The sequence below is a fragment of the Metabacillus schmidteae genome (genome assembly GCF_903166545.1).
GTDB classification, from domain to species: domain Bacteria; phylum Bacillota; class Bacilli; order Bacillales; family Bacillaceae; genus Metabacillus; species Metabacillus schmidteae.
Map to the genome: position 1 here is coordinate 467,258 of NZ_CAESCH010000001.1, position 22,133 is coordinate 489,390.

General features: G+C 37.6%; 36 protein-coding genes and 1 pseudogene. 35 read left to right on the plus strand and 2 right to left on the minus strand.

The features are described from left to right. Positions 1 to 4 precede the first annotated feature (4 nt). The 32 genes from rplB (at position 5) to rpsI (HWV59_RS02355) (ending at position 17,664) form a co-directional block, all read left to right on the plus strand. The gene (rplB, locus tag HWV59_RS02200; RefSeq protein ID WP_102232772.1) at positions 5 to 835 is read left to right on the plus strand and encodes a 50S ribosomal protein L2; all 831 of its coding nucleotides are present in this window, start codon (positions 5 to 7) and stop codon (positions 833 to 835) included. A 57-nt stretch (positions 836 to 892) separates the two neighbouring features. Next, a complete protein-coding gene (gene rpsS / locus HWV59_RS02205) occupies positions 893 to 1,171 on the plus strand; it encodes a 30S ribosomal protein S19 (protein ID WP_098798321.1) in 279 nt (92 codons plus the stop codon). A gap of 17 nt (positions 1,172 to 1,188) precedes the next feature. After that, positions 1,189 to 1,533, plus strand: coding sequence for a 50S ribosomal protein L22 (gene rplV / locus HWV59_RS02210; protein WP_072581456.1), 345 nt, complete (start codon positions 1,189 to 1,191; stop codon positions 1,531 to 1,533). Between the two features lie 3 nt (positions 1,534 to 1,536). Further along, a complete protein-coding gene (rpsC, locus tag HWV59_RS02215; protein ID WP_078433104.1) occupies positions 1,537 to 2,193 on the plus strand; it encodes a 30S ribosomal protein S3 in 657 nt (218 codons plus the stop codon). A gap of 2 nt (positions 2,194 to 2,195) precedes the next feature. Beyond that, a complete protein-coding gene (rplP, locus tag HWV59_RS02220) occupies positions 2,196 to 2,630 on the plus strand; it encodes a 50S ribosomal protein L16 (RefSeq protein ID WP_026561227.1) in 435 nt (144 codons plus the stop codon). Further along, positions 2,620 to 2,823: a 50S ribosomal protein L29 gene (gene rpmC, locus HWV59_RS02225; protein WP_078433105.1), complete on the plus strand. Its 204-nt coding sequence runs from the start codon at positions 2,620 to 2,622 to the stop codon at positions 2,821 to 2,823. The genes rplP and rpmC overlap by 11 nt, the downstream gene beginning before the upstream one ends. Before the next feature lie 20 nt (positions 2,824 to 2,843). Beyond that, complete coding sequence (rpsQ, locus tag HWV59_RS02230) at positions 2,844 to 3,107, plus strand: 30S ribosomal protein S17 (RefSeq protein WP_026561229.1); 264 nt, start codon at positions 2,844 to 2,846, stop codon at positions 3,105 to 3,107. A 39-nt stretch (positions 3,108 to 3,146) separates the two neighbouring features. Beyond that, entirely contained in the window at positions 3,147 to 3,515 is a 369-nt protein-coding gene (gene rplN, locus HWV59_RS02235; protein ID WP_026561230.1) for a 50S ribosomal protein L14, read from the plus strand. A 37-nt stretch (positions 3,516 to 3,552) separates the two neighbouring features. Further along, a complete protein-coding gene (gene rplX, locus HWV59_RS02240) occupies positions 3,553 to 3,864 on the plus strand; it encodes a 50S ribosomal protein L24 (RefSeq protein ID WP_078433106.1) in 312 nt (103 codons plus the stop codon). A gap of 24 nt (positions 3,865 to 3,888) precedes the next feature. After that, positions 3,889 to 4,428: a 50S ribosomal protein L5 gene (rplE, locus tag HWV59_RS02245; RefSeq protein WP_026561232.1), complete on the plus strand. Its 540-nt coding sequence runs from the start codon at positions 3,889 to 3,891 to the stop codon at positions 4,426 to 4,428. 24 nt (positions 4,429 to 4,452) lie between these two features. After that, a complete protein-coding gene (gene rpsN, locus HWV59_RS02250; protein ID WP_010285078.1) occupies positions 4,453 to 4,638 on the plus strand; it encodes a 30S ribosomal protein S14 in 186 nt (61 codons plus the stop codon). Between the two features lie 31 nt (positions 4,639 to 4,669). Continuing rightward, on the plus strand, positions 4,670 to 5,068 hold the full coding sequence (gene rpsH / locus HWV59_RS02255) for a 30S ribosomal protein S8 (protein WP_026561233.1): 399 nt from the start codon (positions 4,670 to 4,672) through the stop codon (positions 5,066 to 5,068). A gap of 30 nt (positions 5,069 to 5,098) precedes the next feature. Beyond that, the gene (gene rplF / locus HWV59_RS02260; protein WP_102232771.1) at positions 5,099 to 5,638 is read left to right on the plus strand and encodes a 50S ribosomal protein L6; all 540 of its coding nucleotides are present in this window, start codon (positions 5,099 to 5,101) and stop codon (positions 5,636 to 5,638) included. 33 nt (positions 5,639 to 5,671) lie between these two features. Beyond that, positions 5,672 to 6,034, plus strand: coding sequence for a 50S ribosomal protein L18 (gene rplR, locus HWV59_RS02265; RefSeq protein WP_026561235.1), 363 nt, complete (start codon positions 5,672 to 5,674; stop codon positions 6,032 to 6,034). Positions 6,035 to 6,057: 23 nt separating this feature from the next. Beyond that, positions 6,058 to 6,558 carry a 30S ribosomal protein S5 gene (gene rpsE / locus HWV59_RS02270; protein WP_102232770.1) on the plus strand — a complete coding sequence of 167 codons (501 nt, stop codon included), beginning with the start codon at positions 6,058 to 6,060 and terminating at the stop codon, positions 6,556 to 6,558. A 13-nt stretch (positions 6,559 to 6,571) separates the two neighbouring features. Continuing rightward, positions 6,572 to 6,754, plus strand: a complete 183-nt coding sequence (gene rpmD, locus HWV59_RS02275; protein ID WP_026561237.1) for a 50S ribosomal protein L30 — start codon at positions 6,572 to 6,574, stop codon at positions 6,752 to 6,754. A gap of 31 nt (positions 6,755 to 6,785) precedes the next feature. Beyond that, the gene (gene rplO, locus HWV59_RS02280; protein ID WP_102232769.1) at positions 6,786 to 7,226 is read left to right on the plus strand and encodes a 50S ribosomal protein L15; all 441 of its coding nucleotides are present in this window, start codon (positions 6,786 to 6,788) and stop codon (positions 7,224 to 7,226) included. Continuing rightward, positions 7,226 to 8,518, plus strand: coding sequence for a preprotein translocase subunit SecY (gene secY, locus HWV59_RS02285; RefSeq protein WP_102232768.1), 1,293 nt, complete (start codon positions 7,226 to 7,228; stop codon positions 8,516 to 8,518). Before rplO ends, secY begins: the two co-directional genes overlap by 1 nt. Positions 8,519 to 8,576: 58 nt before the next feature. Beyond that, positions 8,577 to 9,230 carry an adenylate kinase gene (locus HWV59_RS02290; protein ID WP_102232767.1) on the plus strand — a complete coding sequence of 218 codons (654 nt, stop codon included), beginning with the start codon at positions 8,577 to 8,579 and terminating at the stop codon, positions 9,228 to 9,230. After that, the gene (gene map / locus HWV59_RS02295) at positions 9,227 to 9,973 is read left to right on the plus strand and encodes a type I methionyl aminopeptidase (protein WP_102232766.1); all 747 of its coding nucleotides are present in this window, start codon (positions 9,227 to 9,229) and stop codon (positions 9,971 to 9,973) included. The genes HWV59_RS02290 and map overlap by 4 nt, the downstream gene beginning before the upstream one ends. Positions 9,974 to 10,262: 289 nt before the next feature. After that, positions 10,263 to 10,481, plus strand: coding sequence for a translation initiation factor IF-1 (gene infA / locus HWV59_RS02300; RefSeq protein WP_003348578.1), 219 nt, complete (start codon positions 10,263 to 10,265; stop codon positions 10,479 to 10,481). A 36-nt stretch (positions 10,482 to 10,517) separates the two neighbouring features. Then, positions 10,518 to 10,631 (plus strand): 50S ribosomal protein L36, encoded by a 114-nt coding sequence (rpmJ, locus tag HWV59_RS02305; RefSeq protein WP_003156543.1) that lies wholly within the window; start codon positions 10,518 to 10,520, stop codon positions 10,629 to 10,631. A gap of 22 nt (positions 10,632 to 10,653) precedes the next feature. Continuing rightward, complete coding sequence (gene rpsM, locus HWV59_RS02310; RefSeq protein WP_026561242.1) at positions 10,654 to 11,019, plus strand: 30S ribosomal protein S13; 366 nt, start codon at positions 10,654 to 10,656, stop codon at positions 11,017 to 11,019. A 22-nt stretch (positions 11,020 to 11,041) separates the two neighbouring features. Further along, positions 11,042 to 11,431, plus strand: a complete 390-nt coding sequence (rpsK, locus tag HWV59_RS02315; protein ID WP_102232765.1) for a 30S ribosomal protein S11 — start codon at positions 11,042 to 11,044, stop codon at positions 11,429 to 11,431. Positions 11,432 to 11,612: 181 nt separating this feature from the next. Further along, positions 11,613 to 12,557 carry a DNA-directed RNA polymerase subunit alpha gene (locus tag HWV59_RS02320; protein ID WP_098798304.1) on the plus strand — a complete coding sequence of 315 codons (945 nt, stop codon included), beginning with the start codon at positions 11,613 to 11,615 and terminating at the stop codon, positions 12,555 to 12,557. 111 nt (positions 12,558 to 12,668) lie between these two features. Further along, positions 12,669 to 13,064 carry a 50S ribosomal protein L17 gene (rplQ, locus tag HWV59_RS02325; RefSeq protein WP_026561245.1) on the plus strand — a complete coding sequence of 132 codons (396 nt, stop codon included), beginning with the start codon at positions 12,669 to 12,671 and terminating at the stop codon, positions 13,062 to 13,064. A 368-nt stretch (positions 13,065 to 13,432) separates the two neighbouring features. After that, positions 13,433 to 14,272, plus strand: coding sequence for an energy-coupling factor ABC transporter ATP-binding protein (locus HWV59_RS02330; RefSeq protein ID WP_102232764.1), 840 nt, complete (start codon positions 13,433 to 13,435; stop codon positions 14,270 to 14,272). Further along, complete coding sequence (locus tag HWV59_RS02335) at positions 14,248 to 15,114, plus strand: energy-coupling factor ABC transporter ATP-binding protein (protein ID WP_102232763.1); 867 nt, start codon at positions 14,248 to 14,250, stop codon at positions 15,112 to 15,114. The genes HWV59_RS02330 and HWV59_RS02335 overlap by 25 nt, the downstream gene beginning before the upstream one ends. Continuing rightward, positions 15,111 to 15,908 carry an energy-coupling factor transporter transmembrane component T family protein gene (locus tag HWV59_RS02340; RefSeq protein ID WP_102232762.1) on the plus strand — a complete coding sequence of 266 codons (798 nt, stop codon included), beginning with the start codon at positions 15,111 to 15,113 and terminating at the stop codon, positions 15,906 to 15,908. Before HWV59_RS02335 ends, HWV59_RS02340 begins: the two co-directional genes overlap by 4 nt. Before the next feature lie 10 nt (positions 15,909 to 15,918). Further along, positions 15,919 to 16,659 carry a tRNA pseudouridine(38-40) synthase TruA gene (gene truA, locus HWV59_RS02345; RefSeq protein ID WP_102232761.1) on the plus strand — a complete coding sequence of 247 codons (741 nt, stop codon included), beginning with the start codon at positions 15,919 to 15,921 and terminating at the stop codon, positions 16,657 to 16,659. A gap of 153 nt (positions 16,660 to 16,812) precedes the next feature. Then, positions 16,813 to 17,250, plus strand: a complete 438-nt coding sequence (gene rplM / locus HWV59_RS02350; RefSeq protein ID WP_078433119.1) for a 50S ribosomal protein L13 — start codon at positions 16,813 to 16,815, stop codon at positions 17,248 to 17,250. A gap of 21 nt (positions 17,251 to 17,271) precedes the next feature. Continuing rightward, on the plus strand, positions 17,272 to 17,664 hold the full coding sequence (rpsI, locus tag HWV59_RS02355; protein WP_078433120.1) for a 30S ribosomal protein S9: 393 nt from the start codon (positions 17,272 to 17,274) through the stop codon (positions 17,662 to 17,664). Between the two features lie 100 nt (positions 17,665 to 17,764). Here rpsI (HWV59_RS02355) and HWV59_RS02360 read toward each other — a convergent pair whose 3' ends face one another. After that, a complete protein-coding gene (locus HWV59_RS02360; protein WP_328824168.1) occupies positions 17,765 to 18,247 on the minus strand; it encodes a site-specific integrase in 483 nt (160 codons plus the stop codon). Positions 18,248 to 18,257: 10 nt separating this feature from the next. Beyond that, positions 18,258 to 18,758 carry a site-specific integrase gene (locus HWV59_RS02365; RefSeq protein WP_102232760.1) on the minus strand — a complete coding sequence of 167 codons (501 nt, stop codon included), beginning with the start codon at positions 18,756 to 18,758 and terminating at the stop codon, positions 18,258 to 18,260. 542 nt (positions 18,759 to 19,300) lie between these two features. Here HWV59_RS02365 and HWV59_RS02370 point away from each other — a divergent pair. From HWV59_RS02370 to rpsI (HWV59_RS02380), 3 genes and pseudogenes are all read left to right on the plus strand, one after another. After that, positions 19,301 to 20,056, plus strand: coding sequence for a hypothetical protein (locus HWV59_RS02370; protein WP_102232759.1), 756 nt, complete (start codon positions 19,301 to 19,303; stop codon positions 20,054 to 20,056). Between the two features lie 92 nt (positions 20,057 to 20,148). After that, positions 20,149 to 21,327, plus strand: coding sequence for a S8 family peptidase (locus HWV59_RS02375; RefSeq protein WP_102232758.1), 1,179 nt, complete (start codon positions 20,149 to 20,151; stop codon positions 21,325 to 21,327). A gap of 511 nt (positions 21,328 to 21,838) precedes the next feature. Further along, positions 21,839 to 21,904: pseudogene (rpsI, locus tag HWV59_RS02380) on the plus strand (30S ribosomal protein S9); the annotation flags it as partial. Positions 21,905 to 22,133: the final 229 nt, after the last annotated feature.

Sequence of the window (22,133 nt, forward strand, 5' to 3'; positions counted from 1 at the left end):
CGATATGGCGATTAAAAAATATAAACCAACCTCAAACGGTCGTCGTGGTATGACAGCATCTGACTTTGCTGAAATTACGACAGATCAACCAGAAAAATCGTTACTTGCACCTCTTCATAAAAAAGGTGGACGTAATAACCAAGGTAAATTAACAGTTCGTCACCAAGGTGGTGGACACAAACGCCAATATCGTGTGATCGATTTTAAACGCGACAAAGATGGTATACCAGGACGCGTTGCTACAATCGAGTACGATCCAAATCGTTCTGCAAACATCGCACTTATCAACTATGTTGATGGTGAAAAAAGATACATTCTTGCACCTAAAAATCTTCAAGTAGGTCTTGAAGTTATGTCAGGTCCTGAAGCAGATATCAAAGTAGGTAATGCACTTCCATTACAAAACATTCCTGTAGGTACTGTTGTACACAACATCGAATTAAAGCCTGGTAAAGGTGGTCAATTAGTTCGTTCTGCAGGTACTTCTGCTCAAGTATTAGGTAAAGAAGGTAAATATGTTCTTATCCGTTTGAACTCTGGTGAAGTTCGTATGATTCTTGCTACTTGCCGTGCTACAGTAGGTCAAGTTGGTAATGAACAACATGAACTTATCAATATTGGTAAAGCAGGTCGTTCTCGTTGGTTAGGTAAACGCCCAACTGTTCGTGGATCTGTAATGAACCCTAATGATCACCCACACGGTGGTGGTGAAGGACGCGCTCCAATCGGACGTAAATCACCAATGTCTCCATGGGGTAAACCAACTCTTGGAGCCAAAACTCGTAAGAAGAAAAACAAATCAGATAAGTTTATCGTGCGTCGTCGTAAAAAATAACGTGATTGAACTACGGTTCATTCGAACCGTAGCACGATCGCGAAGGGAGGTACAATCATGGGCCGTAGCTTAAAAAAAGGACCATTCGTTGATGATCATTTAATTAACAAAGTTGAAAAGTTAAATGAAACTGAGAAAAAGCAAGTTATTAAAACTTGGTCTCGTCGTTCTACAATTTTCCCACAATTCATTGGTCACACTATCGCTGTTTATGATGGACGTAAACATGTTCCTGTTTATGTAACTGAAGACATGGTAGGTCATAAACTAGGTGAATTCGCACCTACTCGTACTTACAAAGGTCATGCTAGTGATGACAAAAAAACAAGACGTTAATGAGAGGAGGCATTTAAATGCAACAATCTAAAGCTGTCGCAAGAACAGTTCGTATTGCTCCTCGTAAAGCTCGTTTAGTTCTAGATCTTATTCGAGGTAAGCAAGTAGGTGAAGCAGTGGCGATTTTAAATCACACACCAAAGGCTGCTTCTCCAATCATAGAGAAAGTATTAAAATCAGCAGTGGCAAACGCTGAGCATAACTATGAAATGGACATCAATAGCTTAGTTGTATCTGAAGCTTATGCAAACGAAGGTCCAACTCTTAAACGTTTCCGTCCACGCGCTATGGGTCGTGCAAGTGCTATTAACAAGCGCACAAGCCACATCACAATCATCTTAACAGAAAAGAAGGAGGGATAATCCGTGGGTCAAAAGGTAAATCCAGTCGGTCTTCGTATTGGAGTTATTCGTGATTGGGAGTCAAAATGGTTCGCAGGAAAAGACTACTCAACTCTTTTACATGAAGATATCAAAATTCGTGAATATGTTACTAAACGTCTTAGTGATGCATCTGTTTCTAAAATCGAAATCGAGCGTGCGGCTAACCGTGTAAACATTACAATCCACACTGCTAAACCTGGTATGGTAATCGGTAAAGGTGGTACGGAAGTTGAAGCTCTACGTAAAGCTCTTAACCAATTAACTGGTAAACGAGTTCACATTAACATTTTAGAAATCAAAAAAGCTGATTTAGATGCAAAATTAGTTGCTGAAAATATTGCACGTCAATTGGAAAACCGTATTTCTTTCCGTCGTGCTCAAAAACAAACAATCCAACGTGCTATGCGTGCTGGTGCACAAGGTATCAAAACTCAAGTGTCTGGTCGTCTAGGCGGAGCAGATATTGCGCGTGCAGAGCATTATAGCGAAGGAACAGTTCCACTACACACACTTCGTGCTGATATCGATTATGGAACAGCTGAAGCTGATACAACTTACGGTAAATTAGGCGTAAAAGTTTGGATCTATCGTGGAGAGGTTCTTCCTACTAAGAAGAAAAAAGAGGAAGGAGGAAATTAATTATGTTATTGCCAAAACGCGTAAAATATCGCAGAGAGCACCGTGGGAAAATGCGCGGTCGCGCTAAAGGCGGTACTGAAGTACATTTCGGTGAGTTCGGGATTCAAGCTTTAGAAGCTTCATGGATCACAAACCGCCAAATTGAAGCAGCTCGTATCGCGATGACTCGTTACATGAAACGTGGCGGAAAAGTTTGGATTAAAATCTTCCCTTCTAAGCCTTATACAGCAAAACCTTTAGAGGTTCGTATGGGATCTGGTAAAGGTGCTCCAGAAGGTTGGGTAGCAGTTGTAAAACCAGGTAAAGTAATGTTTGAAATCTCAGGTGTTTCTGAAGAGGTAGCACGTGAAGCATTACGTTTAGCTTCTCATAAATTGCCGATCAAAACGAAGTTCGTAAAACGTGAAGAAATTGGTGGTGAATCAAATGAAAGCTAATGATATTCGTGACCTAACCACTGCTGAAATTGAACAAAAAGTAAAATCTCTTAAAGAAGAGCTATTTAACCTTCGCTTTCAATTAGCGACAGGACAATTAGAAAATACTGCTCGCATCCGTGAAGTTCGTAAATCGATCGCTCGTATGAAAACTGTTATCCGTGAAAGAGAGCTCGCTGCTAATAATCGTTAATAAGAGAGGAGGTTTACAGAATGAGTGAACGTAACCAACGTAAAGTGTATACTGGTCGTGTTGTTTCTGACAAAATGGATAAAACTATCACAGTACTTGTTGAAACATACAAAACACATCCACTATACGGTAAACGTGTAAAATACTCTAAGAAATTAAAAGCTCATGATGAAAACAACCAAGCTAAAACAGGTGACATCGTAAAGATTATGGAAACTCGTCCATTATCAGCTACAAAACGTTTCCGTTTAGTAGAAGTTGTACAAGAAGCTATCATTATTTAATATTGTTCGGATAGTTAATTCCGAAGGGAGGTAACATAAGTGATCCAACAAGAATCTCGTTTAAAAGTTGCTGACAACTCTGGTGCTCGTGAAGTATTAACAATCAAAGTATTAGGTGGTTCTGGTCGTAAAACTGCTAATATCGGTGATGTAATTGTTTGTACGGTAAAACAAGCAACACCAGGTGGCGTTGTCAAAAAAGGTGATGTTGTTAAAGCTGTAATCGTCCGTACGAAGAGCGGTGCTCGTCGTTCAGATGGTTCTTACATCAAATTTGACGAAAATGCATGTGTTATCATTCGTGATGACAAAGGCCCTCGTGGTACTCGTATTTTCGGACCGGTTGCTCGTGAATTACGCGAAAACAACTTTATGAAAATCGTTTCTTTAGCTCCAGAAGTTCTATAATAAATTTCGATTGCCTTACTAAGGAGGTGCAACGAGGATGCATGTTAAAAAAGGTGATAAAGTAATGGTTATCTCTGGTAAGGATAAAGGTAAACAAGGTGTTGTTCTTGCTTCTTATCCTAAAAAAGATCGTGTACTTGTAGAAGGTATTAATATCGTGAAAAAACACGCTAAGCCATCTCAAGCTAACCCACAAGGTGGTATCTTAAACCAAGAGGCACCTATCCATGTATCAAATGTTATGCCACTTGATCCTAAATCTGGTGAACCGACTCGTGTTGGTTTTAAAGTGGTAGACGGTAAAAAGGTACGTGTAGCAAAAAAATCTGGTGAAACTTTAGATAAATAGTAAATCAGGAAGGGAGGTATATAGATGAACCGCCTTAAAGAAAAGTATCAAAGTGAAATCACTCCTTCATTAATGAAGAAGTTCTCATACAAATCAGTAATGCAAGCTCCAAAACTAGAGAAAATTGTTATCAACATGGGTGTTGGTGATGCAGTTTCAAACTCAAAAGCTTTAGATGTAGCTGTTGAAGAGTTAACTCAAATCACTGGTCAAAAACCTGTTGTAACAAAAGCGAAAAAATCAATCGCGGGCTTCCGTCTTCGTGAAGGTATGCCAATCGGTGCAAAAGTTACACTTCGCGGTGAGCGTATGTACCAATTCTTAGATAAATTAATCTCTGTTTCATTACCACGTGTACGTGACTTCCGTGGGGTATCAAAGAAATCTTTTGATGGCCGTGGAAACTACACTCTAGGTGTGAAAGAGCAATTAATCTTCCCTGAGATTGATTATGATAAAGTAAACAAAGTTCGCGGTATGGATATCGTTATCGTAACTACTGCGAATACTGATGAAGAAGCACGCGAACTATTAACATCGTTCGGCATGCCGTTCCAAAAATAATCGCTAGTAAAGGGAGGCGAAATTGTGGCTAAAAAATCAATGATTGCTAAGCAAAAACGCACGCAAAAGTTTAAAGTACAAGAGTACACTCGCTGCGAACGTTGCGGACGTCCACACTCAGTACTACGCAAATTTAAGCTTTGCCGTATTTGTTTCCGTGAACTTGCTTATAAAGGTCAAATTCCAGGCGTGAAAAAAGCTAGCTGGTAAAACCGTAAAACGGGAAGGAGGTTATTTAGTAATGGTTATGACAGATCCTATTGCAGATATGCTTACTCGCATTCGTAATGCGAACATGGTACGTCACGAAAAACTTGAGTTTCCTGCATCTACAATCAAGAAGGAAATTGCAGAAATTCTTAAACGTGAAGGTTTCGTACGTGATGTTGAATATGTAGAAGATAACAAACAAGGTATCATTCGTATTTTCTTAAAATACGGTGCAAACAATGAGCGTGTAATCACTGGTCTTAAAAGAATCAGTAAACCAGGTTTACGTGTATATGCTAAAACTGGAGAAGTACCACGTGTACTTAACGGATTAGGTATTGCGATCGTTTCAACTTCTCAAGGAGTTTTGACTGACAAAGAGGCTCGTGCAAAACAAACTGGTGGAGAAGTATTAGCATACGTTTGGTAATAAGTTTAAAAAAGAATGGAGGTGTAATGAATGTCTCGTATTGGTAAGAAATTACTTGAAATCCCTGCTGGTGTTACAATTAACATCGCTGAGGATAATACTGTAACAGTTAAAGGGCCTAAAGGTGAATTAACTCGTACATTCAACCCTGATATGAAAATCGTTATTGAAGATAATGTATTAACAGTTGCTCGTCCTTCAGATGCGAAGGAGCACCGTGCATTACACGGAACAACTCGTAGTCTATTAGGTAACATGGTTGAAGGTGTTTCTAAAGGATTTGAAAGAGGTTTAGAACTTATCGGTGTCGGTTACCGTGCTTCTAAGTCTGGTAGCAAATTAGTTCTTAACGTTGGTTACTCACACCCTGTTGAAATCACACCTGAATCCGGTATTGAAATCGAAGTACCATCACAAACAAAAGTTCTTGTAAAAGGAACTGATAAAGAACGTGTTGGTGCAATTGCAGCTAACATTCGTGACGTTCGTCCACCAGAGCCTTATAAAGGTAAAGGTATTCGCTATGAAGGCGAACATGTGCGTCGTAAAGAAGGTAAAACTGCGAAGTAATATCGCCTAGATGATAAGAAAGGAGTGACCTAAATGATTACTAAAGCTGATAAAAATGTTGTACGTAAAAAGAGACATGCTCGTGTTCGTGCTAAATTAGAAGGCACTGCTGTTCGTCCTCGTTTAAACGTATATCGTTCTAACCAACACATTTACGCTCAAGTAATTGATGATTCGAATTCTGTTACTTTAGTAAGTGCGTCTACTTTAGATAAAGATCTTAATTTAGATTCTAAAAGCAATGTTGATGCTGCTCAAAAGGTTGGAGAATTAGTAGCTAAACGTGCTATCGAAAAAGGCGTTAAAACAGTTGTATTTGATCGCGGGGGTTATTTATACCATGGTCGTGTTAAAGCTCTAGCTGAAGCTGCTCGCGAGGCTGGACTTGAATTTTAATCGCAAAAGGAGGGACATAAAGAATGCGTCGTATTGATCCAAACAAATTAGAGCTTGAAGAACGCGTAGTTACGGTAAACCGCGTTGCTAAAGTTGTTAAAGGTGGTCGTCGTTTCCGCTTTGCAGCACTTGTTGTTGTAGGTGATAAAAACGGTCATGTAGGTTTCGGTACTGGTAAAGCTCAAGAGGTACCAGAAGCGATTCGTAAAGCAATTGAGGATGCTAAGAAAAACTTAATCGAGGTACCTATGGTAGGTACAACGATTCCTCACCAAATTATCGGACAGTTTGGTGCTGGAAACATCCTTTTAAAACCTGCATCTGAAGGTACTGGAGTTATCGCAGGAGGACCTGTTCGTGCGGTACTTGAGTTAGCTGGTGTAGCTGATATTCTTTCAAAATCTTTAGGTTCAAACACTCCAATTAACATGATTCGTGCAACTATTTCTGGATTGAAAGAACTTAAGAGTGCTGAAGAAGTTGCGAAGTTACGTGGAAAAACGGTAGAAGAACTGTTAGGATAAGGAGGGAACTAAAATGGCGAATAAGTTAGAAATTACCCTCACTCGCAGTGTGATTGGTCGTCCTGAAGACCAACGTATTACTGTTAAAACACTTGGACTTAAAAAGCTACATCAAACTGTAGTCCAAGAAGATAATCCTGCGATTCGCGGTATGATTAATAAAGTTGCTCACTTAGTTACAGTTAAAGAACAATAATTGAAACATAAATATATAAGGAGGTGTCCCGATGAAACTTCATGAGTTGAAACCAGCAGAAGGTTCACGCAAAACACGTAATCGTGTAGGTCGTGGTATTGGTTCTGGTAATGGTAAAACAGCTGGTAAAGGTCATAAAGGACAAAATGCTCGTTCTGGTGGTGGAGTTCGTCCAGGATTCGAAGGTGGTCAAACTCCTTTGTTCCAACGCTTACCTAAACGTGGATTTACGAACATTAACCGCAAGGATTATGCAATTGTAAACCTTGATGTCCTAAACCGATTTGAAGATGGCACAGAGGTTACTCCAGAATTCTTACTTGAAACAGGTGTTGTAAGTAATGCTAAATCTGGTGTTAAAATCCTTGGTAACGGTCAGTTAGAGAAAAAACTTACTGTAAAAGCTAACAAGTTCTCTGCTTCTGCTAAAGAAGCTATTGAATCTGCTGGCGGTACAGCTGAGGTGATCTAATGTTTAAAACAATCTCCAATTTTATGCGCGTGGGTGATATTAGAAGAAAGATCATATTCACCCTTTTAATGTTAGTTGTATTTCGTATTGGAACGTTCATACCTGTGCCAAATGTTAATGCTGATGTATTAAGGGCTCAGGATGAACTGAATGTATTCGGAATTCTAAACACCTTCGGTGGTGGTGCACTATTCAATTTCTCTATTCTAGCAATGGGGATAATGCCGTACATCACAGCTTCGATCATCGTTCAACTTTTACAGATGGATGTTGTACCGAAGTTTACTGAATGGTCTAAACAAGGTGACGTTGGGCGACGAAAGCTTGCTCAATTTACAAGATACTTTACGATAATATTAGGTTTCATCCAAGCGTTAGGTATGTCCTATGGATTTAACACCCAGTCAGGTGGGATGTTAATTGATAATCCAGGCATTGGAACATACTTATTAATTGCGATTGTCTTAACTGCTGGTACAGCCTTCTTGATGTGGTTGGGAGAACAAATCACTTCTAAAGGTGTTGGTAATGGAATTTCCATTATCATTTTTGCCGGGATTGCTGCGGGAATCCCCTCAACTGTTAACCAAATTTATGCACAACAATTTGAAAATGCAGGTGACCAATTATTCATCAATATCGTAACGGTTGCCATTCTACTATTAGCAATATTAGCTGTTGTGGTTGGAGTCATCTTTATTCAACAAGCACTTCGTAAAATACCAATTCAATATGCAAAAGGATCTGCTAACAAAAACATGGGTGGAGGACATACAACTCATCTCCCATTAAAAGTAAATCCTGCTGGTGTAATACCTGTCATCTTTGCAGTATCGTTTATCATTACACCACCAACAATTGCATCTTTTTTCGGTCCGAACGACGTGACGGATTGGATTCAGAAATACTTTGACTACACTCAGCCTGTAGGTATGATTATCTACATCGCTTTAATACTTGCTTTCACATACTTCTACACATTTGTTCAAGTTAACCCTGAACAAATGGCTGAAAACTTGAAGAAACAAGGCGGTTATATTCCTGGAATCCGTCCGGGAAAAAGCACGCAGGAATATGTTACAAAGGTATTATATCGTTTAACTTTTGTTGGATCTCTTTTCTTAGCAGCTATAGCTGTTCTTCCTGTTTTCTTTATTAAATTTGCTGATCTGCCTCAATCTGCACAGATTGGTGGAACAAGTTTACTCATCGTTGTAGGGGTTGCTCTTGAAACGATGAAACAGCTTGAAAGTCAGTTAGTGAAACGTCATTATAAAGGCTTTATTAAATAATGAGGATATGGGAAATGCTTCCCATTCCCTCTAAATAGAGACTGAGGGGGGAATACAAATGAATCTAGTATTGATGGGTCTTCCAGGTGCTGGTAAGGGTACTCAAGCTGAACGTATTGTAGAGAAATACAATATCCCTCATATCTCGACAGGGGATATGTTCAGAGCTGCTATGAAAGAAGAAACAGAACTAGGTCTACAAGCAAAATCTTTTATCGACAAAGGTGAATTAGTACCGGATGAAGTTACAATTGGTATTGTTCGCGAGCGATTAGGCAAGAATGATTGTCAAAAAGGTTTTCTTTTAGATGGTTTCCCTAGAACAGTAGCTCAAGCAGATGCGCTTGAGGGAATTCTATCAGAGCTTAACAAACAGATTGATTACGTTATAAATATTGAAGTAAACAAAGATATCTTAATGGAGCGTCTAACAGGTCGTCGAATCTGTAAACAGTGTGGTGCAACTTACCATCTAGTATTTAATCCGCCTGCTGCTGAAGGCAAGTGTGATAAATGTGGTGGCGAACTATACCAACGTGCAGATGATAACGAAGAAACGGTTGCAAATCGTTTAGAAGTTAACCTTCAACAAACTCAACCTCTATTAGACTTTTATAACGAAAAAGGTTATCTAAGAAATATAGATGGTGAGCAAGATATTGATAAGGTATTTAATGATGTTGATCATCTGGTTGGAGGACTAGGTGCATGATCATTTGTAAGACTCAGCGTGAACTTGATATAATGCGAGAGGCTGGCCGGATTGTTGCTTTAACTCATAAAGAGTTAAAAAAACATATTAAACCGGGAATTACTACTAAAGAATTGGATGCAATTGCCGAAAAGTTTATTCGCGCAAATGATGCAATTCCTTCTTTTAAAGGGTATAATGGTTTCCGCGGAAGTATATGTGCTTCAGTAAATGAAGAACTGGTTCACGGGATACCGGGTGACCGTGTATTGAATGAAGGGGATATCATTAGTATCGACATTGGTGCGAAATACAATGGATATCATGGTGATTCTGCTTGGACATACGCTGTTGGTGAAATTTCCGATGAAGCTCAAAAACTGTTAGATGTAACAGAGCAATCTTTATTTAAGGGCTTGGAGGAAGCAAAGGCAGGAGTGAGATTGTCCAATATCTCTCATGCAATTCAAACTTATGTTGAACAACATGATTTTTCGGTTGTTCGAGAGTATGTTGGCCATGGAGTTGGGCAGGATTTACACGAAGATCCACAAATTCCGCATTATGGTCCGCCAAATAAAGGACCTAGATTAAAGCCAGGTATGGTATTAGCGATTGAACCTATGGTTAATTCAGGTACCCGCTATGTTAAAACGTTGGCAGATGATTGGACTGTTGTTACAGTTGATGGAAAGTATTGTGCGCACTTTGAGCATACAATTGCCATCACTGAAGATGGCTTTGAGATTCTGACAATAGAGTAAATGAAGATGAGACATTTCTATTGTTGATCGGAACTTCCCTTCCTGGTGTATATGTGCTTGTCTAGCACCGACAGGATGAGCTATTGATTATACGCCGATTGAGACGGAATTCGTTTTGTTGACGGAGAAAAACGTAAGTTTCTCTCTCTGATTAAAGAGATGTCTATCATCAAGAATTACTAATTAGCGTATCTCCAGAAGTTCAGACAGTATAATGGAAACATGTCGTGTGACAAATGGAAGTTTGTCGATGAGCAAGTTACTGATTTGAAGAAGGGAGAACAGTTCAATGGCAAAAGATGATGTAATTGAAGTTGAAGGAACTGTTGTTGAAACATTACCAAATGCAATGTTTAAGGTAGAACTAGAGAACGGTCATACGGTATTAGCGCATGTATCCGGAAAGATTCGCATGCATTTCATTCGTATTTTACCAGGAGACAAAGTTACGGTAGAATTATCTCCATATGATTTAACTCGTGGCAGAATTACGTACCGTTTTAAATAATTTAGCACTCCGTACTACTAAGGAGGTATTAAAATCATGAAAGTCAGACCATCTGTTAAACCAATATGTGAAAAATGTAAAGTCATTCGCAGAAAAGGTAAAGTCATGGTTATTTGTGAGAATCCTAAACATAAGCAAAAACAAGGTTAATATATAAGGAGGTGCAAGCATAATGGCTCGTATTGCAGGTGTTGATATTCCTCGCGACAAACGTGTTGTGATTTCATTAACATATATTTTCGGAATCGGACGCTCTACTGCTCAGAAAGTTCTAGCTGAAGCTGGTGTTTCTGAAGATACTCGTGTACGTGATTTAACGGAAGAAGAGTTAGGAAAAATCCGTGATGTAATCGATAAGTTAAAAGTTGAAGGTGACCTTCGTCGTGAAGTATCTCTTAACATTAAACGTCTAATCGAGATCGGTTCATTCCGTGGTATCCGTCACCGTCGTGGCTTACCAGTTCGCGGTCAAAACACGAAAAACAATGCTCGTACACGTAAAGGACCACGTCGTACTGTAGCAAACAAGAAAAAATAAGGTAAAAGGAGGTTAACCAATAATGGCACGTAAAACGAATACTCGTAAACGTCGTGTGAAAAAGAATATTGAGAGTGGAGTTGCTCATATTCGTTCAACTTTCAATAACACGATCGTGACAATTACTGACACTCATGGTAATGCAATTTCATGGTCAAGTGCTGGTGCGTTAGGTTTTAGAGGTTCACGTAAATCTACTCCTTTCGCTGCACAAATGGCTGCAGAAACTGCTGCAAAAGCATCACAGGAGCATGGGATGAAAACTCTTGAAGTTACTGTTAAAGGACCAGGTGCAGGACGTGAAGCTGCAATCCGTTCACTTCAAGCTGCAGGTCTTGAAGTAACTGCAATTAGAGACGTAACTCCTGTTCCACATAATGGATGCCGTCCACCAAAACGTCGTCGTGTGTAAATTTTCTGTATAGATTTTGTATCCCTGTCTATAATGGGTTATGATACAGTATATAAGTTCTAGCAGAATTCACTTTGTTGTTGTGCACATTCGGGAACTTTTGAATGGGGAATTTCGGTTAGACGCATTATGGTCTGTTTTGTCTAGCCGGGGTTTCGACGTTTTGAAGGAGGGTTTATAGATGATAGAAATTGAAAAACCAAAAATCGAAACGGTTGAAATCAGCGATGATGCCAAATATGGTAAATTCGTCGTCGAGCCACTTGAGCGTGGATATGGTACAACTTTGGGTAACTCCTTACGTCGTATTCTTTTATCCTCACTCCCTGGTGCCGCTGTAACATCGATCCAAATAGATGGCGTACTTCATGAGTTTTCAACGATCGAAGGTGTTGTTGAAGATGTTACTTCGATTATCTTAAACATTAAAAAGCTTGCTCTTAAAATCTATTCAGATGAAGAAAAGACGCTAGAAATTGATGTTCAAGGCGAAGGTAGTGTAACTGCATCAGATATTACTCATGATAGTGATGTAGAAATTCTGAATCCAGATCTTCATATTGCTACTCTTGCTTCAGATGCGAGCTTCAGAATGAGGCTTACAGCTAAGCGTGGACGTGGTTACACTCCAGCTGATTCAAACAAAAGAGAAGATCAACCAATTGGTGTAATTCCAATCGATTCGATTTTCACTCCAGTTGCTCGTGTTTCTTACCAAGTGGAAAAAACTCGTGTAGGTCAAGTAGCTAACTATGATAAGCTAACACTTGATGTTTGGACAGATGGTAGTACCGGACCAAAAGAGGCGATTGCTCTTGGTTCAAAGATCCTTACTGAACACTTAAATATTTTTGTAGGGCTTACGGATGAAGCTCAAAATGCAGAAATTATGGTGGAAAAAGAAGAGGATCAGAAAGAAAAAGTTCTAGAGATGACGATTGAAGAGTTAGACCTTTCTGTCCGTTCTTACAACTGTCTAAAACGTGCTGGTATTAATACCGTACAAGAGCTTGCTCATAAAACAGAAGAAGATATGATGAAGGTTCGTAATCTAGGTCGTAAATCTTTAGAAGAAGTTAAGGCGAAATTAGAAGAACTAGGTTTAGGTCTTCGAAAAGACGACTGATGACTAGTTTGTAACAAAACTAGCGTTTTCGTATGCTATCATTAAAGAATAGCTTTCAGCCTATAAATCCATGAAATAACATTCATTATTTAATGAAGGAGGGGACATCTCATGTCATACAGAAAATTAGGCCGTACTAGTGCAGGTCGTAAAGCAATGCTTCGTGACCTAACTACTGATCTAATCATCAGTGAGCGTATCGAAACTACTGAAGCTCGTGCGAAGGAATTACGTTCAACTGTTGAAAAGATGATTACACTAGGTAAGCGCGGAGATCTTCATGCACGTCGTTTAGCTGCATCATATGTACGTAACGAAGTTGCTGAGGTTGTATCTGTTACAACTGAAGAAGGTAAAACTAAGGATAAACCTAAATATGCTTTAGAAAAACTTTTCAGTGATATCGCTCCACGTTACGAAGACCGCCAAGGTGGTTACACTCGTATTATGAAACTTGGACCTCGTCGCGGAGACGGTGCTCCAATGGTCATCATTGAATTAGTTTAATATATGTATCACAAGGGCGTGACAGTTTCATAACTGGATCAATGCCCTTTTTTTATATGATTATATAGATTGAAATGCTTATAAGTAAAAGGCAGACCAAGGCGCTTTAGTTCTTGTTTAGAAAATTATAAACTTCATAAACTGTGCATAATCGCACGACATTAAGTTCCGAAGCACAGGACGTTCAAGTGCAGTCAGTACGACAAGACGTCGCGTATTATAACTGCCAGCGCCTAGCCCTCTAGGGTCCAGTTACAAATGAATTGAAGACAAAGAGCGTCTTCTATTCATTTGTGTCTTATTTGCCCCAGGCTGATCAAGGCGCTTGCGCTTTTGTTATTAGCAAGAAAGATTAGGAGAGACGAGAAATGAGCGAGAAAATCATCAGTGTGGAAAACATTACATTTCATTATGATCAGTCAACCCCTCCTGCATTAGATGATGTTTCTATACGAGTAAACAAGGGAGAATGGCTTGCAATCGTTGGACATAATGGGTCTGGAAAATCCACATTAGCTAGAATCTTAAATGGACTGTACATTCCTGACGAAGGGAAAATTACGGTTTGCGGAATTGAATTAACGAAAGACACGGTTTGGGATGTCCGTAAACACGTGGGAATGGTATTTCAGAATCCGGATAACCAATTCGTTGGATCAACTGTAAAAGATGATGTAGCATTCGGTCTTGAGAATAATGGGATAAAAAGAGAAGAAATGGTGAAAAGAATTGACTGGGCTACGAAGAAGGTAAGAATGGATCAATTTCTTGACCATGAGCCACATCACCTTTCAGGGGGGCAAAAGCAACGTGTAGCAATTGCTAGTGTTATTGCAGTTCAACCTGATATTATCATCTTGGATGAAGCTACTTCAATGTTAGATCCAATCGGAAGAGAAGAAGTTATTCAAACAGTGCGTGAACTTAATGAACAAAGTGAATTAACCGTGATTTCTATCACCCATGATCTAGAAGAAGCTTCAAAGGCTGATCGAATTATTGTCATGAATGGTGGTAAAAAGTTTGCAGAAGGTACTCCTAAGGAGATTTTTAAATTAGATGATCAGTTGGTAAAGATCGGCTTAGATTTACCATTTCCACTACAATTAAGCAAACGACTAAGAGAAGCAGGTATTCCTATAAATAAGCATCACTTAACTGAGGAAGGGCTGGTGGATGAGCTATGGACATTACATTCAAAAATGTAGAGCATCGATATCAAGCTCGTACACCATTTGAAAAATTAGCCCTTTATGATGTGAACTTATCAATAAAACAGGGTTCTTATGTATCAATTATTGGGCACACTGGTTCTGGTAAGTCAACAATACTTCAACATTTAAATGGTTTGTTAAAGCCAACAGAAGGATCTATTCAACTTGGAGACCACGTTATTGAGGCAGGTAAAAAACAAAGGAATTTAAAAGAAGTGAGAAGACTAGTAGGAATTGTCTTTCAATTTCCGGAACATCAGCTATTTGAAGAAACAGTTGAGAAGGATATTGCGTTTGGACCAATGAACTTTGGGGTCAATGAGAAGAATGCATTTGAAAGAGCCAGAGAGTCTTTACAACTTGTTGGTTTACCAGAATCAATACTTCAGAAATCACCTTTTGACTTAAGTGGTGGCCAAATGAGAAGAGTAGCTATTGCTGGAGTATTAGCAATGGGTCCTGAAGTGCTTGTATTGGATGAGCCGACAGCAGGATTAGATCCAAAAGGCCGCAAAGAGATGATGGATTTATTTTACCGTCTCAAAGAAGAGAGAAACCTCACTATCATACTTGTTACACATAGTATGGAGGATGCTGCTAAATATGCTGATGAAATGATTGTGATGCATAAAGGTACAATTGCTATGAAGGGTACCCCTAGAGAGATCTTTAGCCAAGGAGATAAACTTGCATCTTTTGGCCTGGATTTACCTGAGACAGTGAAATTCCAACAAAAGTTAAAGAATAAAGGGTTAGCTTTTGATGAAATCCCCCTTACTCTCGATGAGGCTGTTGAACAAATAAGAGCTCTTATGAAAGAGGTGGGCCATCTATGATGAATAGTATGATAATTGGGAAGTATGTACCAGGTGACTCTCCTGTTCATCGAATGGATCCACGGGCAAAATTATTGATGATTTTTGCTTTTGTTTTTATCGTCTTTTTAGCTAATAATCTTTTTACGTATTTATTATTAGGTATTTACACATTAGCTATCGTATTTATGACAAAGTTACCGGTTCGATTTTTAATTAAAGGGCTTAAACCTGTTTTGTGGATTATTCTCTTTACTTTCTTTCTTCATCTTTTTGTCACAAAGGAAGGAAGTGTTTTACTGGATCTGGGATTTTTGAAAATTTATGAAGAGGGATTGTTCCAAGGAATTTATATATCTCTTCGTTTTCTCTTTCTTATTTTAATTACGACGATTCTAACGTTAACTACTACACCTATTGAAATTACGGATGGGATGGAGAGTTTATTAGGTCCTCTAAAAAAAGTTAGATTACCAGTACATGAGCTTGCTTTAATGATGTCCATTTCATTAAGATTTATTCCAACTTTAATGGAAGAGACAGATAAAATCCTAAAGGCACAAATGGCTAGGGGCGTAGACTTTACAGGAGGTCCTATAAAGGACAGATTTAAGGCAATCGTACCATTGCTTGTCCCACTTTTTATTAGTGCGTTTAAACGTGCAGAAGAGCTCGCTACAGCGATGGAGGCGCGAGGATATAGAGGTGGGGAAGGTAGAACAAAGCTTCGACAATTACACTGGAGTCTCACAGACACAGCATATCTTGTATTACTAGCCATACTAGGGCTTGCATTACTATATTTGCGTACGTAGGAGTAGGAAAATGAGGGTTAAATGTATTGTATCTTACGATGGTACACGTTTTAGCGGCTATCAGGTACAACCGAATAAAAGAACAGTGCAAAGTGAAATTGAAGCGGTTCTTACAAAGCTTCATAAGGGCCAACCAATCAAAATACATGCATCTGGCAGAACGGATGCGTATGTACATGCTGTAGGTCAGGTTATTCACTTTGACACCAACCTAATGATTCCTCCTGAAAAGTGGCCATATGCCCTAAATAGCCTATTACCAAATGATATCGTTATTTTAGAGGCTGAGTATGTAGCAGATCACTTTCATTCACGATATGATGTAAGAAAGAAAGAATACCGTTATAAACTATCAACGCAAAAAATGCCCGATGTGTTTAAAAGAGACTATTCTTATCATTTTCCGTACAAATTAGATGTGGAAATGATGAGAAAAGCCTGTCATCACCTTTGTGGTACACATGATTTTACTAGTTTTTGTGTAGCAAAAACCGAGGTGGTAGATAAAGTTAGAACCATTTATTCAATAGACATAATAGAAGAGGAAACAGATCTTATTTTTTGTTTTACAGGTAATGGTTTCCTGTATAATATGGTTCGAATTTTAATGGGAACATTATTAGAAATAGGGCAAGGAAAAAAAACACCTGATCAAATACCTGCAATACTTGAAGGTAAAGATAGAAGCTTAAGCGGTAAAACAGCACCTGGACATGGATTATATTTATGGAAAGTTTATTATGACAACTAAACCAGGTGTAACATTCTCTTGACATTAGGTCCCATAGGGTATATCATATCTAATGGTATGTATTTCAACCCCACGAATAAGCCCCGGAAACTTATCGTGTTATGAAATAGAATAGGAACCATCTTTATTTTAATCATTAGGAGGAAAACACATATGCGTACAACGTTTATGGCAAACGCTGCAAATATCGAACGTAAATGGTACGTAGTAGATGCTGAAGGCAAAACTTTAGGTCGCCTTGCAAGTGAAGTTGCATCTATTCTACGTGGTAAGCACAAACCAACTTACACACCACACGTTGACACTGGAGATCATGTAATTCTAATCAACGCTGAGAAAATTGAATTAACTGGTAAAAAATTAACTGATAAAATTTATTACCGTCATAGCCAATTCCCTGGCGGATTAAAATCAAGAACTGCATTAGAAATGCGCACGAACTACCCTGAGAAAATGCTTGAATTAGCAATCAAAGGTATGCTTCCAAAAGGTTCTTTAGGTCGTCAAATGGCTAAAAAATTACATGTATATGCTGGTAGCGAACATCCACACCAAGCACAACAACCAGAAGTTTACGAACTTCGCGGATAATTATAAGAGGAGGTTATTAATTTGGCACAGGTTCAATATTACGGTACAGGCCGTCGTAAAAGCTCAGTAGCACGTGTACGTTTAGTTCCAGGCGAAGGTCGTATTGTTGTAAATAGTCGTGATATTAAAGAATATATCCCATCAGCAGCACTTATCGAAGATATTAAACAACCATTAAACTTAACTGAAACTGCAGGTAGCTATGATGTACTTGTAAATGTTTCAGGTGGTGGATATGCAGGTCAAGCAGGCGCTATCCGTCATGGTATCTCTCGTGCTTTATTAGAAGCAGATCCAGAATACCGTGCATCACTTAAGCGTGCTGGTCTATTAACACGTGACGCTCGTATGAAAGAACGTAAAAAATACGGTCTTAAAGGCGCTCGTCGTGCACCTCAGTTCTCAAAACGTTAATATACTTGGTATATCAATGTTTACCCTCTTTGCCCATATGGAGCAAGGAGGGTTTTTTCATGGCCGAAGATGGAAGTGAATACCCTTTGAATACCCCGAGCTAAAATCTCATGTACTTCTGGAACTTCTCCGCTGTTTTTTCCTTCGCTTCATCGGTCACATGAGTATAAATATCCATAGTGGTTTTAATATCCGTATGACCGAGCTGGGTTTGTACATCTTTAATGGAAGCACCGGCTGCAAACAACAAACTGGCATGTGTATGCCTAAATGCGTGAACATTTATTTGTGGCAAATTCGGGTTCTGTTGATAAATCCGCTCCAACTTTTCATTAAAGTAAGCCAGTCGGCAATAATCCATTTCCTGTTTTAACTGATTATAGACCGTAAAGACGGGCTGCTTATCATCAGATCGAAAACGATCGGCAAGTTGTAACGTCAGATAGCGCTGTATTTGCTTGCTACGCCATTTTTTTAAAATTGCTAGAGTTTTATCATCCACGCTAACAACACGACGAGAGGCTTTTGTTTTTGATGTCTGAAGCTGTTTTTCGCCGTTTGTGTGGATCAATGTCTTTTTCAAACTGATTTTCTTATGATGAAAGTCCACGTCCGACCAATGCAGTGCGTACAGTTCCCCTTGAAATATGATGTAAAAACGGTTTGAATGATCGGTAATTTCCAACCATGTGCTTTTTTATTTTTTCGGAAAGGTCTTTTTCATATTCCTCAATACGCATCAAATAATCATAGAAGCCTTGAACGCAAGTTAACATTGTATTTACTGTTCGCTCTGATCTTTTAGCCTTGGTTTGTTTAAAGTGGACAACTTTACTAGATTGATATGGATTTCTTAACCAAGATATAAATTCCGCCAATAGATCGAGATCAACTTCTTTGTATTCTCTTCCTTTTTCCTTTAAAAACTGAAAGTAAAATTTCAATTGATGACAGTATGATTTCAATATGTTTTCAACTTTTCCAATGTTATCGATATATTTAAGATATTTGACAACAGGAACCACTGGTTTGTTGTATTCATCAATGAGTATATATCGCTTTTTATCATCAATTAAAACCTCTTGAACTTTCATTAACATCACCTCCAGAATACATAGTGATGTATTTATAAAAGTCTTTCTATAAAAACTATGAATACTATAATTTCCTACTGTATATAAGTTGTTTTTAAAGAAACAAAAAAGAAGTAATACTTAACTTTGAAAACGTTAAATACTACTTCTTGCTATACTGTATATAAGGGCGAGTTTGCTGAACAAGTAGTAAAAGGGTGATACATATTATTCATGATAATATGTATCACTCCTTATTTTTTATGACTTTTTACGATTTGGGTCTTGATAATGGAATAATCTACAAATGGATTAATTGTTATAATTAAATTCAATTTGATAATCTAAAAGAGACATAAAATTACCTCAAGACTACTTCGTTTGATATTGATCCAACTTGTATAACAAGAGGATAATAGTTACTTAATTTACATGTAATTCCAAAAAAACATATCTTATGAACTATAATTTATAATTATTTTTCCTTATTATCACAATTATTTCCATTTGGTACCATTTTAACTGTATTAAAAATACTAATTAAATGGGAAGGGAAGAGGAAAATGATTATAAGCCGAAGATACTATTCAGTTGTCGCATTGGTATTAGCGGTTACTTTCTTCACTGGTAGTATAAAAGCTTTTGCTACTACAGAAGAAGCGCATTATGAAATGATGGCAAAAGACTTATTGGAAATGTATGATGAAAATTCCATTGAGGGGGATCCATCAGAAGCGATAGCTGAAGATGAAAACATTAACTCTTTGTTTGTTAATGATATGGTTGAGAAGCAGAAACAAAAGGTGAAATTCATAGAAAATGCAATAGAACAAGCAGAGGATAATGGGGAAAAGTTGTACAGTTATGATGAAATCTTGAATGCAAAAGCTAAAGATTTTGGAATTTCTCAAAAAGATATGTCTTATATTAAAAAGACAATTAAAAATACTGTAAAAGAGTATGAAAAGTTACATAAAGAATTTGATAAATTAGGAAAAAAAGATCATCCATTAGCAGTTTCTATCAAAGAATCGATTGATTGGAAAATACCTAAAAGTTTAATTTATGTTGATCATAGTAGCGAAGATACAGATGGAAGAATCTCAGGTGGGGGTTGGCCTTATTGCTTGGATGATAATGGATGGGGTTATAAAAACTTTATTAACTCAGACTGTCAATGGGCATACTTCTGGTGGTTCTTCTGTGTTCTTGATCAATCCGGAAGTAAAATGGGTGTATATTCGTTAAGATATTGTAAGACAAATATAAGGAATTGTTCCCCATTAATTTTCCACAGCAAATACTGGCATACTCATTAATTTTATAGAGCCCCTATAAGTTATTAATTTTTAATTGGAATTGGTAGTTTTTGGGGTGCTTTACTAATTAATTTACGAAAAAGGAGTCGATTATGAAATTAAAAAATTTTACCGTTTTCCTTGGTATATTTCTTATTTTTATACTAGCGGGTTGTCAATCGGAAAGCGGCCAGCATCAAAATCATTTAGAACATACTGATCACTCAGAACATATGGACCATACAGAAGAATTAAGTGAAAGTACCGAAAACTTATTGGGACAAAAGGAAGAAGTTCACCAACAAGGTTATGGTCTATTTAACGTTTCATCTCTACATGAAGATGGACTAAAAGGTGAAAATGTTAAAATTGCTGTGTTAGATACAGGAATTGACTTAGAACATAAAGACCTAAAAGTCATTGCATCACAGAACTTTGTCGATGAAGAAAATCTGGACGATCCAAGTGCAGCAGATGTAAATGGTCATGGTACAAAAATATCAGGTATTATTGGAGCAAAAGAAAATAACTTTGGATTATTAGGCATTGCACCTAATTCTGATCTTTACGTTGGAAAAGTATCAAATGATCTGGGATATGCCAAGTCTAGTGACTTAATTAAAGGGATCCAATGGGCAATCGAACAAAAGGTAGATATTATTAATATTAGTTTAGAATTTTATGAGGATAATCCGGATTTACATAAAGTTATTAAAGAAGCTTACAACAATAATATTATTATGGTTGCATCATCTGGAAATCAGGATGATCCAAATAAGGAAAGAAAAGTTGCCTTTCCAGCTGCTTATGAAGAAGTAATTTCAGTTGGAATGTTAGATGAAGAAGGAAAGTTATCGGAGAATGGTTTCGAAGATTCAAAAATTGATGTTTATGGACCTGGAGAAGATATTGCCAGTACTTTTTTAGATGATAAACTAACACTGGATACGGGAGCATCTTTTGCTACTGCTTACATAAGTGGATATGTAGCTCTTCTTATTCAAAACAACAAAGAGTCAGAAACTTCATATAATCAAGAAACAATAATTACAGCTTTACAAGATAATTTTCACCAATATATGGGTAATTCCATATTAGAGACTGCCTTTTTTGTTACATCTATCATAGCTGGACTATTAATCTTAGGACTTTTTGTATACATTATTATAAATTTATTATTTAACAGGAAAATCTTTAAAGATAAAAAAATGATCAAAAACTTAACACTAGTTGGTAGTATAGGATTAATTTTTTTCATTGTATCACTTGTTATACCGATAGTTATGGGTTAATAATATTTAAAAGACTAGAACTATTTGACTGTATCCCTAATAATGGACACTTATAAAAAAGTCCATTATTAGGGATTTTTTATGTTTTACCATAGATAACCCGATATATTCAAAACAAATAGAAAGAACGGGAACTAATATGGGTAAAATTATTTTTCAATGAATTTCAACGTAAACAACTGGAGAACACCCCAAATGTCAATCACGTATCAGATCAGTCGATCTCATATAAACCTTAATTTAAAATTGCTGCCATAAGGAAAACCAAAATGATAAAGTGTTAACGGATAGTGTGGCGAGAAGTTGTTGCGCGAATCGATATAATCTCCCAGTACGCTTTAAATGTTTCCTGTATATAGCCTGCCAGCGTATTTATTTTAAATACCTTCTTGAATACCCCTTGAAATACCCTTTGCGAAAGATCCGTTAAAATCCCACGAAGTTTAACCAGGGAAAAACGTTGATTTAAAGAGGTTTATAAAATTCCATATAATAGTAAACGACTCCGCTATTGAAAGAACGTAAAAAATACGGTCTTAAAGGCGCTCGTCGTGCACCTCAGTTCTCAAAACGTTAATAGTAATAAATGGAGAAAACCCTTATTCACTTTGGTGGATAGGTTTTTTTTTATGTTATTTTAAAAGTGATGTATTCACTTAATAATATGCCCGTTGGAAAGAAAGATTAGATGCAAGACCCTTATAGCTTTTTTAACATAAAACATAGAAATGAGTTTACCTACTCACAAAAAAAATGACCGTTGCAACGGTCATTTTACAGGGAAGCGTTTTCTTTAAAATGGGTTA

Excerpts from the sequence above, each read along its gene's own strand:
- map (WP_102232766.1), top strand. The coding sequence starts at position 9,227 with ATGATCATTTGTAAGACTCAGCGTGAACTTGATATAATGCGAGAGGCT.
- secY (WP_102232768.1), top strand. The coding sequence starts at position 7,226 with ATGTTTAAAACAATCTCCAATTTTATGCGCGTGGGTGATATTAGAAGA.
- rplV (WP_072581456.1), top strand. The coding sequence starts at position 1,189 with ATGCAACAATCTAAAGCTGTCGCAAGAACAGTTCGTATTGCTCCTCGT.
- HWV59_RS02320 (WP_098798304.1), top strand. The coding sequence starts at position 11,613 with ATGATAGAAATTGAAAAACCAAAAATCGAAACGGTTGAAATCAGCGAT.
- rpsE (WP_102232770.1), top strand. The coding sequence starts at position 6,058 with ATGCGTCGTATTGATCCAAACAAATTAGAGCTTGAAGAACGCGTAGTT.
- HWV59_RS02335 (WP_102232763.1), top strand. The coding sequence starts at position 14,248 with ATGGACATTACATTCAAAAATGTAGAGCATCGATATCAAGCTCGTACA.
- rplE (WP_026561232.1), top strand. The coding sequence starts at position 3,889 with ATGAACCGCCTTAAAGAAAAGTATCAAAGTGAAATCACTCCTTCATTA.
- rplR (WP_026561235.1), top strand. The coding sequence starts at position 5,672 with ATGATTACTAAAGCTGATAAAAATGTTGTACGTAAAAAGAGACATGCT.
- truA (WP_102232761.1), top strand. The coding sequence starts at position 15,919 with ATGAGGGTTAAATGTATTGTATCTTACGATGGTACACGTTTTAGCGGC.
- rplP (WP_026561227.1), top strand. The coding sequence starts at position 2,196 with ATGTTATTGCCAAAACGCGTAAAATATCGCAGAGAGCACCGTGGGAAA.
- rpmJ (WP_003156543.1), top strand. The coding sequence starts at position 10,518 with ATGAAAGTCAGACCATCTGTTAAACCAATATGTGAAAAATGTAAAGTC.
- rplX (WP_078433106.1), top strand. The coding sequence starts at position 3,553 with ATGCATGTTAAAAAAGGTGATAAAGTAATGGTTATCTCTGGTAAGGAT.
- rplO (WP_102232769.1), top strand. The coding sequence starts at position 6,786 with ATGAAACTTCATGAGTTGAAACCAGCAGAAGGTTCACGCAAAACACGT.
- rpsK (WP_102232765.1), top strand. The coding sequence starts at position 11,042 with ATGGCACGTAAAACGAATACTCGTAAACGTCGTGTGAAAAAGAATATT.
- rplB (WP_102232772.1), top strand. The coding sequence starts at position 5 with ATGGCGATTAAAAAATATAAACCAACCTCAAACGGTCGTCGTGGTATG.
- rpsQ (WP_026561229.1), top strand. The coding sequence starts at position 2,844 with ATGAGTGAACGTAACCAACGTAAAGTGTATACTGGTCGTGTTGTTTCT.
- rplM (WP_078433119.1), top strand. The coding sequence starts at position 16,813 with ATGCGTACAACGTTTATGGCAAACGCTGCAAATATCGAACGTAAATGG.
- rpsS (WP_098798321.1), top strand. The coding sequence starts at position 893 with ATGGGCCGTAGCTTAAAAAAAGGACCATTCGTTGATGATCATTTAATT.
- rpmD (WP_026561237.1), top strand. The coding sequence starts at position 6,572 with ATGGCGAATAAGTTAGAAATTACCCTCACTCGCAGTGTGATTGGTCGT.
- rplF (WP_102232771.1), top strand. The coding sequence starts at position 5,099 with ATGTCTCGTATTGGTAAGAAATTACTTGAAATCCCTGCTGGTGTTACA.
- rpsH (WP_026561233.1), top strand. The coding sequence starts at position 4,670 with ATGGTTATGACAGATCCTATTGCAGATATGCTTACTCGCATTCGTAAT.
- rpsM (WP_026561242.1), top strand. The coding sequence starts at position 10,654 with ATGGCTCGTATTGCAGGTGTTGATATTCCTCGCGACAAACGTGTTGTG.
- HWV59_RS02290 (WP_102232767.1), top strand. The coding sequence starts at position 8,577 with ATGAATCTAGTATTGATGGGTCTTCCAGGTGCTGGTAAGGGTACTCAA.
- rpmC (WP_078433105.1), top strand. The coding sequence starts at position 2,620 with ATGAAAGCTAATGATATTCGTGACCTAACCACTGCTGAAATTGAACAA.
- HWV59_RS02370 (WP_102232759.1), top strand. The coding sequence starts at position 19,301 with ATGATTATAAGCCGAAGATACTATTCAGTTGTCGCATTGGTATTAGCG.
- HWV59_RS02375 (WP_102232758.1), top strand. The coding sequence starts at position 20,149 with ATGAAATTAAAAAATTTTACCGTTTTCCTTGGTATATTTCTTATTTTT.
- rplQ (WP_026561245.1), top strand. The coding sequence starts at position 12,669 with ATGTCATACAGAAAATTAGGCCGTACTAGTGCAGGTCGTAAAGCAATG.
- HWV59_RS02365 (WP_102232760.1), bottom strand. The coding sequence starts at position 18,758 with ATGAAAGTTCAAGAGGTTTTAATTGATGATAAAAAGCGATATATACTC.
- HWV59_RS02330 (WP_102232764.1), top strand. The coding sequence starts at position 13,433 with ATGAGCGAGAAAATCATCAGTGTGGAAAACATTACATTTCATTATGAT.
- HWV59_RS02340 (WP_102232762.1), top strand. The coding sequence starts at position 15,111 with ATGATGAATAGTATGATAATTGGGAAGTATGTACCAGGTGACTCTCCT.
- infA (WP_003348578.1), top strand. The coding sequence starts at position 10,263 with ATGGCAAAAGATGATGTAATTGAAGTTGAAGGAACTGTTGTTGAAACA.